The sequence below is a fragment of the Azonexus hydrophilus genome (assembly GCF_001956855.1).
In the GTDB taxonomy this organism is placed as follows: Bacteria; Pseudomonadota; Gammaproteobacteria; order Burkholderiales; family Rhodocyclaceae; genus Azonexus; species Azonexus hydrophilus_A.
This window is the reverse complement of the sequence record NZ_MTHD01000004.1, coordinates 383,545-396,596: the sequence shown is the minus strand read 5'-3', so window position 1 is coordinate 396,596 and position 13,052 is coordinate 383,545. Positions and strand designations below refer to the sequence as shown.

Here is a 13,052-nt window from a genome sequence, read left to right as displayed (position 1 = left end):
GTTAGTGGGGCTTAATAATTAGGCTTAAAAATACCGCTTCTAGTCTTTGAAGCGGTATTTTTTTGCTTGAGATCCATTCATATATGGAGTTGAAATAGCCATACTATGAATGCGGTTAACAATCTCGCTGTCCACGAAAATAGGCGAGAATTTCGCCGCCTTTTCATCGGGTGCCGTAATGGGCGCCGCCGTCCGCGCAATACGGTGAACTTGACCACACCCCTGGCGGGACTTGAGCAGGCTGCTGGCCATCAAGGTCAGCGCATTAATCATGATTATTGGTCTGGTTTTGTTTTCTGTTCATGTAACCGGGTTCGAGCTGAATAGAGTCTAGCGGCGCGAGTCAGAAGGCAAGGGTAGTGCGGCAGGTCTTGGTGCTCAGAACCTGAGCAGGGCGCCGGGATCACATTCCAATGTGCGAGCCAGCTTCAGGATGTTCAGGAGGGCGATGTTTCGCTGACCTCGTTCGACACCACCTAGGTAGCTGCGCGCGAGTCCGCTCTCCAGTGCGAGCTTCTCTTGCGACCAGCCGCGAGCCTTCCGGAGCTCAGCCAAGCGTTGGCCGAACTTTTGAAGGTCAGCTTGCTGTTCCAATGTGAGCGTTGATTCCATGGTGCGATGCTAGGAACCGAACCTCTTTGCGGCCACGCTCTATAAGTGACAAAAAGCCTTTAGTTCAAATATAGTTTGTGGCTTTCAGGAAGACGCCACATGCCTACATATCAGCCGCTCGGACATCTCAGCGAGGCGGAACTGCTTGAGCTTATGAGTCGCTACTACGCCGGAGAGCGGGTGGCAACATTGCTGGAGCAATACAGGGTCAATTGCTCTGCAAGCACGCTGTGCAGCCACTTCCCTCCCGAGCCAAGTGCCGAGCTATGCCAATACTGCAATGCTCCGATGGTTCGCCCGCGACGCTCGAAGTCCTGGTCGTCAGGATCTACGCTACGTTGTAGCCAATGCGCTCACATTGAGTCGTCGCGGTGTGCTTGCACCGGTTGCAAATTCAAGCGATTGCGGGAGGAAGATTTGCGCGTGCAGCAACAGCATACGAAGATCCAGCAATTTTGCTTCGCCAACTGGGCGTACACGCCAACCCAGATTCAGCCAGAGCAACTGACTGCGCGTCAGGCCGTCGCACTCATCTGTCTTGTCCGAAGTGGTGGCTGGTTGGACGATTCTCGAATTGGCCCATTAAGCACCTCCGGAATTCGCTTTGCGCCTTACGCACCAGATTTTCAGGGCAGCCTGATCGAATGTTTGATTACAGCCGATTTGCTCTCTCCCGATCCGACATCTCCCTCAAAAGCATTTACAGAGAGAGGTGGACAAATCGTAGGCATGGATTTTGGTCAAACGCATTGGGTGCTTCGCATGCCGGATGGTGTGAGGTTTGTACAGGCACTTGAAATCTACGTTGCTGCGGAAGACTGGCCGAATGACTGGGGAGAGGAGTGTTGCCAAATCTGGCGTGAACTCGCTTTTGCTGAGTGCTGGGAGTTCTGTGTCTATAGCCTTCACCAGAGAAACCTGCCAATCCCAGGAGCAACTGCACTGACGACCCTGATCGAAAATCTTCTGAGAGACTTCTCTGTTTCCCAGTTTTACCAGTTTCTTTGGGCCTGTGCTGGTGATGCGGTGGACTATCGCGCAAGAAAAGGAGTTACGGCGCCGCACGCCTCTAACTACATGATTGCTTCCTGCCAGAGACGTGCAGATCGTGCACGTGCGGAGGGCTGGAAAATCAAGGGTTTTCGTAGAAACTTTGAACTAAGCCGAACCCAAATAAGCTATGTTCTTCACGATATGTTTTTTAAACATGGAGAGAACGGATTCACCTGTCGTGCTGACGTCCCCCTGTCAGGGGCACTCGAAGGATCAGAATTCGCTGCTTGATGGGTGGATTAGCGGTGCCTAGCGACGCGAGGTCCGGTATTACGATGATCGAGCCTGTCCCGAATGGTGTCGCTGTTCATCGACATGAACTCAAATTTCCGGGCAGTCAATACATCGTCGTATTGTGACGTTTCGCCATCGGATACGGTCGATTACATTCATGTATTTGATCCGTGGGCTTAGGAATATTTGAATGTCCCGGCTGTCGACGAGACATACGCTAAAGGATTATCACCGAGAAGTTATGCGGATCAGGGTGACATGCCTGAAGCAGTGCTCCTGTTGCTGCCTCGATTGCGTGATCCCAGCTATATCCGCTGGTCCCTTGTGGACCAACTCGGCGCGTGTCGAACTCAGTCCAATGCATCAATGCACCACAGTCAGCTTCGGCGTTGAGTAGCTACTTTCGAGTTGGGTTTGCGTGTTCGCACGGCGATAGAAAATCGTTTCAATTTCGAATTTTGCCTAGCAGTTGAATTTTTGCACTATTGCAAATATATATAATAATCAATAATTTAGTGTACGTGCGCGGCAATTTTTGCTAGATTCGAAGAAAAATCAACCATTGGCGAAAATTGAGTCCATTTTCACAAGCGCTCAAAACTTTCAGGATCCGGCGAGGTCTCCGGCAAAAGCAGCTGGCTCTTCTTCTCGGTTATGAGCCCAGCTATATTTCAGCGCTCGAAAGAGGGGAAAAAGGGCCGCCGCGGCAGGATTTCATCCGGCGACTGATCAGTGGACTATCTCTCTCGGAGGAGGATCAGGCTAAGTTGGAGGAAGCACTGCAGACTTCGCGCCGCCAGTTTTCGATCCCACATCGGGCCAGCGACGCTGAATTCCAAATGGTTCACCAATTGGTCCCCCAGCTCGGCAGTTTGCTGCCGCAACAGATTCAGTTAATTCAGCTCGCCCTGTCCTTTCCACAGATCTGCAGGGACATGCCGAGGTAAAGCCTTGCTGGCTGCGCACTCATAAGGAGGGACACCATGTAAACAAAAAAGGGCAAGCGGTTAGGCCTGCCCTCGCTGAGTGACGCGGATACTGCTCTAGACAAGCCAAGTATCTTCTTCCTGCACCTGAGGCGTCAAGCCTAACCCCAAGGATTTATCGAGACAACAGCCTGTTTTGTACCGGCTGATGGTGTTCTTTTGTCTCGAAATTTGATCGGTTTTTGAAATGCGCGGCGGGCGCAGGGACTTCTTTTGTCTGCCACCAGGAGAAAGATGATGCTTTCACGCAAGGTTGTAACCCTCAGTGGTCGGCGGTTTCGAGGATATTTCCCCTCATACAAAATGGGGCGGACGGTGGCTTGGGAGTCACTGTTGGAGTTGGCTGCGATCCATCTACTGGAGTTCTCCCGAGGAGTTTTGTCGTATCGGGAGCAGCCGGTGCTCATCCAGTACCCTGATGGGGAGCACATGCTTCGTACCTCATTTAAAGTCGACCTGGTGTTCATCGAAGGGCAAACCCGTTGGCAAATTCGACGTAGGCTTGCGACCGGGAAAATCCCGCTCGAATCTGATACTGGCGAACAGCTAAATCTGAGCGACCAAGAAATTCGCTCTCGATGGCTATCTCAGACTTTGTCGCGGCGTCACGGTGCGTGAGGTCTTGGCCGTGACCCATACCGTCGCCTACTACAAGGTGGTGCGTGACAACACCGGGCTCCTTGAGGAAATCCCGGTGATCATCACCGAGTTCGGCCCGCTGCCACCACTGATCCACTACATCCTCAAGCACCGGCACATGCTCTCGGAGAGCAACACCAACAAACTGGTGCAAGCGGTTAGCCTCCTGATCGACTACATGGAGGCGAACCACCGCGCCTTCGACACCCCGAACGACCTGTTCAACACCTTCGTGCAGCGGCTCTATAGCGGCACCGTCGGTCTCGACGGCAACGACCCCAGCGACCTGTACTGGGATGCCCGTTCGCCGGCCGTGGTGCGCGTGCTGGTGAATCACCTCTCCAAGTTCAGCGACTGGATGGCAGAGGAGCACGGCACTAAACAACTTAACCCGTGGCGACAGGCCACCCGCGCCGAGGAGCAACTAGCATGGGCGGCCTGGCAGCATCAGCGCAACCGCGCCTTCCTTGGCCACACCATGAGCGTTGACGTCGCCGCGCTCAAAATCAGTCGGGCGCGCACCACCCTGCTCAAGAAAAGCCCCGTCATTGACCACGAGCCGGTCAAGTTCTTTCCGGCGGACCGGATGGTCGATCTGCTGTTCAAAGGTTTCATCGTCCCCGGTAAGCAGAAGAGTCCGCGCATCGAGGAACGGCTGAATCTGCGCGACATCCTGATTACGATGCTGATGCACTACGGCGGGCTGCGTATGAGTGAGCCTTTCCACCTGTATATCCATGATGTGATCCATGACGACACCGCGCCCGGCTCGGCGCTAGTCAAGGTCTATCACCCCAGTCTCGGGCAAGCACCGGCCGATCTGCGTGATGCCAAAGGCAAGCCGGTAGCCTGTGAGCGTGCCACCTACCTGCGCGATAAATATGGCTTGCTACCGAGGACAGACTACAAGAGCACACACACCCTGCATGCAGGCTGGAAGGGCAATACGCTCGACAGCAAGCAGCACTTCATGCATGTGCATTGGGCGCTGCGCTGGGCAGGGGAACTGTTCTGGAAACTGTGGGTGTTCTACATGGCACAGCGCGACCGGCTCAAACCGGACCACCCCTATGCCTTCGTGACGCGCACTGGCAAACCCTACAGCATCGACGCCTTCGAGGATGCTCATGCCAAGGCCGTCAAGCGGATCAGACTCGTGCCGGCGAAGGCGCTCGGCACCACGCCCCACGGCCACCGCCATGCCTACGGCCAGCGGCTGTCCGACCTGAGCCTCGATGCGATCTTCCTGAAAAAGGCATTGCATCACAAGTCGTTGGAATCGCAGGCCGTCTATACCGAGCCGGATCGCGTGAAGCTCAACCGGGCCATTGATGCTGCCCTGGCCCACGCTGAAGCGGCTGAGGACAGCTCGGCGCTGCTGCCGCCCGACTTCCTCGCCTATGGCTTCGAGGACGTTGATCCGCTGGGTCTGTTCTCTGGCCCGAATCCCAGATTGTTGAGGAGACGCTGATGCCACGCAAAGGACGAAAGAAGACCGTCGAAAAATTCGACCCCGAATTCCGCTTTCTGCTCGATCTCGATCCGGCGCTGGAAGGCTGGCGGGCGCGGGCAGCGGAGTATTGGGCGGGGATGCCCTGGAAGAGTTCGAACAAGCAATCCGCCCTGGGTGCCTTCCTGGTTACCTACCTGCACGGGCAGGGGATGCATACCCTGTCGGCCGAGGAGTTCTTGGCAAGGGATGGGGCGCTGCCCGCGCTGGACCCGGTGCTGGGGTTGGAGTTGATAACCAAAAAGGAGGCCCAGAAAAAGCACGACGCTGTGAGCGACTTCCTCGACTGGCTTCTCCGTCAAAAGCTCTCCGTCCTTGACGCCGACGGTCATCGTTTAGTGCCGCCGCACCTTGCCAATCCTTTCCCGAGAAGGGCTGTCAAGATGCACGGCAAGACCTCTGACCTGAGCTTCGCCCATGTGCTCCTGATCGACCCCAGGCTCGAGGATTGGCGCAGCCTCGCCGCCGAGTGGCTGAAGGACCAGAAAACCTGTGTCGATGCGGTCCGCAAGGCTCTCGACAGATTTCTTATCCACTACATCCACGGCCAGAACCTTGAGCGCAATTACGGGCGCTTCCTGCTGCGCGAGACGGAGAAGCCGGACTTCGCCCAGGTGACCGTCAGTGCCAAACGAGAGGGCACGCAGACGCTTCAAGCGGCCGATGTGGATTACAACAACATGATCACTGACTTCCTCGACTGGGTGTTGGCGAACAAGTTGGGCGATCCCGAGACCGGCGAATGGGATCGATCCCGGTTCCATAACCCCATCCAGCGACTTGCCTTATCCGGCCTGCCAAAGAACACCCAATCCGATAAAGCCTCGCTCTCGATCCGCTATATCCGTGAGTTGCGCGGCATGCTGGCTGAGGGGCGGAATTTCGGCGACTGGAAATGGGCGCAGCAGGCGATGGAGGGAGGGAGGCACGGCGGAGACTGGTTCGTGGTCGATCCCACGATCATCGATCCTAAGGACCCTGATTGCGTGGCCCACCAGCGTGCCGCGTCCAAATATGAAATGGAGACCAAAGGCTACCCGGCCGAAGTGTGGGAAATGTGGTCGCCGGTGCGTGCCGTGGCCCTGTATATAAAGCTGGAACTGCCTCTGCGCACCTTCCAGGTCCGCATGCTGGACTCCGGTGAAGCGGATACCTGGCGCTATATCCATGCGCCGGGCGGCGGGGGCTTCGTACACAACCACCGCCCACTGGCCACCGGTAGCGAGAAGCGCCCCTATCAGCGCGGCGTCTTCCACCGCAGCGCGAACGAAAAAGAAGCCGGTTTATACATCAACACCAACAAGACCGCCGACATCAACAAGGCCGAGAACGAGAAGGGCTACGTCATCCCTTGGGCCAACGACGAAGTGCTGTACTGGCTAGAGAAGCTCCGCAATTGGCAGGAGCGCTACAACCCGATTACCGCGCCGACGCCATGGGCGGAGCTGGAGCGCAAGCACTTCGGCAGAACGCCGCCCCATCCCGAGGTGCTTGCGCAGCGCGGTTCGGCGTGTTTCCTGTTCCGTGACCCGACCGATGGCGAGGGTGAAAAACCACTGGACGACTGGTCTTTGGTACCTATTTGGTACAAGTTGCTCGCAAAACTGGGGCAGAGATGCGCCGAGCGGGGCGAAACGCTGGATAACGGCACGCCGTTGCACTTTGTCAATCATGACTCTGACACGGGAACCTTCTTTCCCCTGCACGCCCTGCGCGTGTCGCTGATCTCCTACTTCATCCTCGACCTCAAGCTGCCGATTGCCGTGGTGTCCAAGATGATCGCCGGTCACGCGACCATCATCATGACGCTCTACTACACCAAGTTCGGCAAGGCCTATATGCGGGAGGTCTTGAGCGAGGCGGAGAAGAACGAACTGGAAGCCGAACAGGCCAACCATCGACGCTTCCTCCTGGACGCGACCTTCGAGCAGGTGACCCAGCGCTTTGCCTATGTATCCGAGGACGCGGTGCAGGCGGTGCTCCGAAACAAGACCGCGGCTGCCTTCGTCTTCGACGACAAGGGCATCTGCCCTAATGGCGCGACACTGTGCGATGTGGGCGGGGAAAAGCTGAGACCAGGTTCGACGCAGAGCGACTACGCCCCTACCCCCGGTTTCCCGCAGGAGCGCAATTGCGTCTGCTGCCGCTTCTTCCTGACCGGCCCCGCCTTCCTGCCGGGTCTGATCGCACACTTCAATACCGTCAGTGAAAAGACTCACCGCCAGAGCAACCGCTACAACACCTTGCAGGACAAGCTCACCTCCCTTGAGAATCAGCAGCTGGAGGCCGAGCGGGATGAGCGGCCTTTCCTGCGCGTGCGCGAGTTTGATCAGCTCAACAAGTACGCCGAGGCCGAGGCGTTGATCCTGAACAAGTACATGAACGACTTGCAGGCGACAAACCACCTGATCCAGCGCTCCATCCAGATTGCCGAGGATAAGACGACGGGCGGCGTGAAGCTCGTCGCCAAAGGCAGCATGGCCGACCTCAAGGTGGGCTTTATCGAGTCACAGTCGGTGCTACACCAGTTGGAAGTCGTTTGCGAAAACGCGGTGATCTACCCGGAAATCGATGCCGATTTCGCCACCATTCGGCGTTCGCAGATGCTCGATGCCATGCTGCGTTACAACCGCATGGACCCGGTGCTCATCTACCTCGACCAAGAGGAGCAACTACTGGTTGGCAATGCCGTGATGCAACTGATTCAGGCGCGCACCGGTTCGATCAAGGACGCACTGCCCTATGCCGAATGCCTCCTCAAACTCAAGGAGATCGGCCTGCTCAAGGATCAAGTGCTGAACGAGATCGCCCTGGTCAAGGCCCAGGTGCTGATCGACCACGCCAAGACCACGCGGACGCTTGCCCCGCCCAAGGAGGATTCCCATGACGATGCACCCTGACGACCTGCTCGAGCAGCTCAAGAAAACCGCCACGCCTCGCAAGCAGAAGACCCTCGACCTGATCCACGAGGTTTGCCGAGAGCAGTACGAGCGCGGCAGCAAGGACTTCTCTGTGGCGACCATCGCCCGCATCGCGGAAGATCGCGGCGGCCCGAGCAAGGGCGCGATCCACAATAAGACCGGCGATGACTACAAGGGGCTGATCAAGGCATGGGCCGAGCATACGGGTGGCGTGACGCGCAAGGTACGCCAGGTCAGCGAGAACCCCTACACTGCCTTGATCGACAAGATCGAAAACCCGGCGCTGCGCTCGATGATGGCCGGTTTGCTGGCCGAGAACCGACAGATGCGCCGTGAAATCACGCTACTCAAGGCCGAGGGCAACCGCGTCATCGATATGCGCCCAGCTCCCTCCCAGCCGCCGCGCGAGTCGATTGAGGTCCTGCCAGCCTCGACCGGACTTTACCCCTCTGAAATCGAGGCCCTGCGCCACGCCATCAGCGACCGACTACTCAAGGATGAGGGCTGGAAAACCGATGCCGCGGGGCGCGTGATCAATGAGGCTGGTCGGCCGATCTTCAAGCCGGGGTACGTCACGGCGATACGAAAGGTTCTGGGCGAGTCGGCCTCTCCCAAGCACGCACCGCTCGCCGGTGCGCTGGCCGGAATGCCCAATGTCGGCTACGAAAAGGACTTTGAGCGGTCATGAGCGGAAGCGGGGTCAAGGGTCGTGGAATAAATGGGAGGGGCCCGCGTGGCGGGAGGGCCCCGTTTATGCCGCGAAAGCCCTTGACGCCTATGGAGCGAGCAACGCTCCGGGCTGCTGTGGTGGGTTGGTTTTTAACTCGCCCCGGCTGCCTCACGGCGAGTGCCGGGGTTTGGGGGCAGCGCCCCCAAGGTCTGAGTTCGGCCAGAAGCGGTAGTTCGCCTTTGCTACAAGGCAGTCATCTGAACGACCGCTGCGCTATAAAACCTCCCGGATAGCCAATTCACACAACTCGGCCTTTGCAGACGCTCAGCCATTGATGCTGGAGGGACAGCACAGAGACCAGAAGCGGTCGCCCGCAGCCGGGTGATCGCTTCTCCTCTGTTTCGCGTGAACCGGATCAACGCTGAAACTACTAACTAACCTTGATCACGACTTTGCCGAAGGGGCCGCGCACGAGGTGCTGGTAGGCCAGGATCGCTTTATCAAAGGCTACACCTTGTCGATAACAGGCTTGATGCGGTGGTGCTCTAGGAAGGGATTCATGCGGTCGAGAGAGGCGCGTGGCGCCACGCAGATACCTCGCTGACTAGGCGCCCATTGTGTGGCAGCGGCCAGCCTTGAATCGGTCATGGACAGTGATCGTGTGTTTTCCGTGGATATTCACGAGGTCTAACAGATACAAACCGGCATAAACGGCACTGGCCAGTACGGCAAAGCCCCAGGCGAGCGCCCCGTCAATCGACACCAGCGGCTAGAAAGCCGCAATCATGGCGAACGCACCAGATAAAGTAGCAGGAAATAGCGTTGCAGAACGCTGAAACTCGACACAAGATTCACGGTAGGACTCAACACAAACCCAACGCTGCCAAGGCAGCCGAGTGTGCTGCCAACAAACGATCCCAGTCGGCCGGCGGCATGCCGCCCCGGTGGCGGGAAAATTGCGCCATGTCGTGGCGCGCGGCAAACTTACGAAGCCAGCGGCGCCGGCATTTCTCAAGATCGATCAGCGCCACTTCGACCATCGGCCCATAGCTGCCTTCTTCGACCCGGACAAATACATGCTTCGCGTACAGGCAGCCGTGCTGCCAGCCGGCAGCGTGCATCAGCGCCAGCGACTGACCGAGGCGATCGAGAAGCAGCCCCCGCGCAGCCGGCGATACACTTTCCGCCTCCGTCGCGTACCAGCGATCGAGAGCGACAAAGCCTGGCAACTCCTCGGTCACCAGCAAAGCCTGCCAGGTATCTCCCTGCTTGCGCGCGCCACAATAGACCAGTTCGGGCACGCCGAGACCGAGCGCCCGGAAGGCACGGATCGACTCGGCCTCACGCAACACGGTCGGTCGCCCGAGCGGATGGCAGAGTGAGCGGTGTACATGCCCGCACTGGCGTTTGCAGTAGAGCGGGCGACGCTCCCCTGGCAAACGCTGTACGCCACTCTCTCCACCGCGTCGCTGGTTGGCCTCTTCGACCCATTCGCCTTCGGCCCGCCACCAGCGTTCGAACATCTGGGATGCCGTGCCGCTCATGATGTCTTGCGCAAGGTATAGACCCGCCACATGGCGTAGCCGGGCAAAAAATCCTGGGCGCCGATGATCTCGAAACCTGCCTCGGCGAATTCTGCTTCGATTGTGTGTCGCGCAACGACGAAGCGGTTCTGATTTTCGTTGCCGCCGCGTGCCGCCCGCCGCTTTTCCAGACGCTTGCGACGCCAGGACTTGAAATTGCCATCGACCCACAACGACACGATTACGGTATCGCGAGTCACTCGATGGAATTCGCGCAACATCGCCAGACGATGCGCCGGATCGGCGACATGATGCAGCAATCGCATGCAAAAAATACAGTCGACCGCTGCATTACCGAGATCGATAGCGAATGCCGATGCCTGAAAGGTATGAACGCGAGCGAGGACATTTTCCGGCTGGGCGCGGCGAGCGACAGTGAGCATGTCCGCAGAATTGTCAGCGGCGAGAATTACCCGATTGGATTTTTCCGCAAGCGTCGGCCAGAAACGCCCAGCGCCGCAGGGGAGATCAAGAACCAGACCTGGGTCGCCTGCGATCGCCAAGGCTCGTCGAGCCAGTTGCTGGTCACGCATGTTGGATAGACGACGTGCCCATCCATCCTGATGTTTGACGAAATACTGCTGTGCGTGCGCGCTGTCATACTTGCTCGAAAATTCGAGCTGGATTGGCGACTCAACGGACATTGCATACCTTTCAGACAGAATGGTCGCAACGATAGATAGCTGGCTGTCAAGAGCCCGTCAAAAGCCCGTCAAAATTTCGTTAAATTGCCTATACGACAGTCACTTCGAAGCGACTACCACCGCCGGGGCGATTGCTAGCGCTAATGCTCCAGCCTTGTATCTCGCATACTCGTTTGACCAGCGACAAACCTAGTCCAAGCCCCTCTCCGCGTGCCTCTGTGCCACGCACGAAGGGCTGAAACAGCGACTCACGTTCGGATTCAGGAATGCCGGGCCCGGTATCCTCAATGCGAAAGCCTGTGGTACCGACGGTCAGCCGTATTTCACCCTGCTCGGTGTAGTGCAGCGCATTACGTAATAAGTTGCCCATGACCACACGCAACAACGTTCGGTGCCACCGCTGGGGGTTTTCTCCCTCAACCTGCCAGTGAAAAACCAGATCCCTTTGACTAATTTCGTCGCCCCAATATGCCGCCTGCTCGACCGCCATTTCGGCCAACGTAACCGACTCACCGGTCGGCAATGCTGCTGTGTGGGAACGAGCCAACTGCAAGAAGGTTTCGACCAGTTCGCGCATTTCGCCTGCAGCCTTGGTTATACGCTCTACTTGGCGGCGCTCGCGCTGTCCAAGCTCTTCTCGCGCCAATAATTCAGCAGATGTTGCGATGATCATCAGTGGGGTTCGCAACTCGTGGCTGACATCGGCTGTGAACAGGCGCTCGCGTTCTACAAGGGCACGCAACTGACTCATCGCCAGATCGAAGGCTTGGGCAAGCTGGCCGACTTCGTCCGAAGCATAATCAGACGCAAGCGGTGGTGCTAGCGGCAGCAATTGATCCCGGTTGCGCACCTGTCGCGCCAACCGCACGACAGGATCAATGACGCGATAGGCAGTCAACCATCCAATCAGCAGTGATAATGCGACTGAAAGAAAAAAACCGCCGATGACAACCTTATACAAGGTCTGCTCTCGTGCTTCGAAAGCATCCTGATTTCGTGCAAGGATAAAAGGAATCCCCTCAATTTCAGTTGCGACGACGTGCCATGCACCATTCGGTGTGACTACCTCGTTGTAGCCCTTGGGCAGGTTGGTAAAGGCCATGGGTATTGCTTGCGCCCGCATGGTCGGCACAAATAGTTCGCCGCCACCGACCACATCGGGAAGCTGTCCGTCTTCGCGGAAATGTTTCTCGATCTGGACCATTTCCGCTATCAGTTCCTGGCCGACAAGTTCTTCCTCTACTACATGCACGACGGCGATGATTGCCCAGGCAAACAAACCGCTGATAACAATCGTCAGCGACACAAAGGAGAGCAAAATACGCCGGGATAGCGGTTGTTTCCTAAGCATCCTTTACCTCGCCCAGACGATAACCGACGCCATGAATGGTATGCAGTAGCGGCTGCTCAAAGGGCTTGTCGATTACCTGCCGCAATAGATGCAGATGGCTGCGCAACGCATCACTAGCCGGTATATCTTCGCCCCAAAGAGCCTCCTCGAGGACTTGCCGACGTACGACTCCTGGGCTCTTGCGCATCAGCACTTCGAGCAGTTTGAAGCACGCCGGATTCAGGCGTAGCACCTGTCCTGCACGAACCGCCGAAAAATCATCGAGGTTTAGAACGAGGTCGCCTACCTGCAAGCGCTGAGCATGTTTACCTTGCGTACGCCGAAGTATGGCTTCGATACGTGCCTGCAGTTCGGCGAGCGCAAATGGCTTGATCAGGTAGTCGTCGGCGCCATTGTTTAACCCCTGCAGACGGTCGTTTAGTGCGTCGCGGGCTGTCAGCATGATGATCGGGACGGCATTACCGCTGGCGCGTAACGCAGCACACACTTGATAGCCATCCATTCCGGGCAGCATGATGTCGAGAACGATTAGATCAAAGTTCCCGGTCAGTGCCAGGTGCAGCCCTCCCGGACCATTTCGGGCGCAGTCGACCAGATGGCCTGATGTCTCGAAATAATCGACGATGTTGGCAAGGATATCTGGATTGTCTTCAATGACGAGCAGGCGCATGGTCTGTTTGGATAAATATCGAAGTAGAAAAATAGCGGATTTTTACGGCCAATCGCAAAAATTCCAAAAAAAATGGTCTACCGAACGGCACTTTCTTGCGACACCGGCTTCCTTGACGTTTTTTTGACAAGTCTTTGACGCGGCCTTGACCACCTCAAGCAGACACTGCGCTCCGTTCT

General features: G+C 57.2%; 12 protein-coding genes. 6 read left to right on the top strand and 6 right to left on the bottom strand.

Going from position 1 to position 13,052, the window contains the following annotated elements; genetic code table 11:
* Positions 1–39: 39 nt before the first annotated feature.
* Positions 40–273: a hypothetical protein gene (locus tag BJN45_RS13190; RefSeq protein WP_076095955.1), complete on the bottom strand. Its 234-nt coding sequence runs from the start codon at positions 271–273 to the stop codon at positions 40–42.
* Between the two features lie 105 nt (positions 274–378).
* Positions 379–612 (bottom strand): helix-turn-helix domain-containing protein, encoded by a 234-nt coding sequence (locus tag BJN45_RS13185; RefSeq protein ID WP_076095952.1) that lies wholly within the window; start codon positions 610–612, stop codon positions 379–381.
* A gap of 423 nt (positions 613–1,035) precedes the next feature.
* Between BJN45_RS13185 and BJN45_RS17670 the strand changes: the two genes are divergently transcribed.
* The 6 genes from BJN45_RS17670 to gmtX all read left to right on the top strand — a co-directional run bounded on the left by BJN45_RS17670 (position 1,036) and on the right by gmtX (position 8,643).
* Positions 1,036–1,896 (top strand): hypothetical protein, encoded by an 861-nt coding sequence (locus tag BJN45_RS17670; protein ID WP_139326348.1) that lies wholly within the window; start codon positions 1,036–1,038, stop codon positions 1,894–1,896.
* Positions 1,897–2,471: 575 nt separating this feature from the next.
* Positions 2,472–2,846: a helix-turn-helix domain-containing protein gene (locus BJN45_RS18270; RefSeq protein WP_076095948.1), complete on the top strand. Its 375-nt coding sequence runs from the start codon at positions 2,472–2,474 to the stop codon at positions 2,844–2,846.
* Positions 2,847–3,119: 273 nt separating this feature from the next.
* A complete protein-coding gene (locus tag BJN45_RS13170; protein ID WP_139326347.1) occupies positions 3,120–3,503 on the top strand; it encodes a hypothetical protein in 384 nt (127 codons plus the stop codon).
* Positions 3,504–3,513: 10 nt separating this feature from the next.
* The gene (gene gmtY / locus BJN45_RS13165; protein WP_076096138.1) at positions 3,514–4,995 is read left to right on the top strand and encodes a gamma-mobile-trio recombinase GmtY; all 1,482 of its coding nucleotides are present in this window, start codon (positions 3,514–3,516) and stop codon (positions 4,993–4,995) included.
* On the top strand, positions 4,995–7,934 hold the full coding sequence (gmtZ, locus tag BJN45_RS13160; protein ID WP_076095944.1) for a gamma-mobile-trio integrase GmtZ: 2,940 nt from the start codon (positions 4,995–4,997) through the stop codon (positions 7,932–7,934). The genes gmtY and gmtZ overlap by 1 nt, the downstream gene beginning before the upstream one ends.
* On the top strand, positions 7,918–8,643 hold the full coding sequence (gmtX, locus tag BJN45_RS13155; protein WP_205750592.1) for a gamma-mobile-trio protein GmtX: 726 nt from the start codon (positions 7,918–7,920) through the stop codon (positions 8,641–8,643). The genes gmtZ and gmtX overlap by 17 nt, the downstream gene beginning before the upstream one ends.
* A gap of 845 nt (positions 8,644–9,488) precedes the next feature.
* Here gmtX and BJN45_RS13145 read toward each other — a convergent pair.
* From BJN45_RS13145 to BJN45_RS13130, 4 genes are all read right to left on the bottom strand, one after another.
* Entirely contained in the window at positions 9,489–10,169 is a 681-nt protein-coding gene (locus BJN45_RS13145; protein WP_076095942.1) for a lipopolysaccharide kinase InaA family protein, read from the bottom strand.
* Positions 10,166–10,852, bottom strand: coding sequence for a class I SAM-dependent methyltransferase (locus BJN45_RS13140; RefSeq protein WP_076095940.1), 687 nt, complete (start codon positions 10,850–10,852; stop codon positions 10,166–10,168). The genes BJN45_RS13145 and BJN45_RS13140 overlap by 4 nt, the downstream gene beginning before the upstream one ends.
* A gap of 88 nt (positions 10,853–10,940) precedes the next feature.
* Positions 10,941–12,203 (bottom strand): sensor histidine kinase, encoded by a 1,263-nt coding sequence (locus BJN45_RS13135; RefSeq protein WP_076095938.1) that lies wholly within the window; start codon positions 12,201–12,203, stop codon positions 10,941–10,943.
* Positions 12,196–12,873 (bottom strand): response regulator transcription factor, encoded by a 678-nt coding sequence (locus BJN45_RS13130; RefSeq protein WP_076095936.1) that lies wholly within the window; start codon positions 12,871–12,873, stop codon positions 12,196–12,198. The genes BJN45_RS13135 and BJN45_RS13130 overlap by 8 nt, the downstream gene beginning before the upstream one ends.
* Positions 12,874–13,052: the final 179 nt, after the last annotated feature.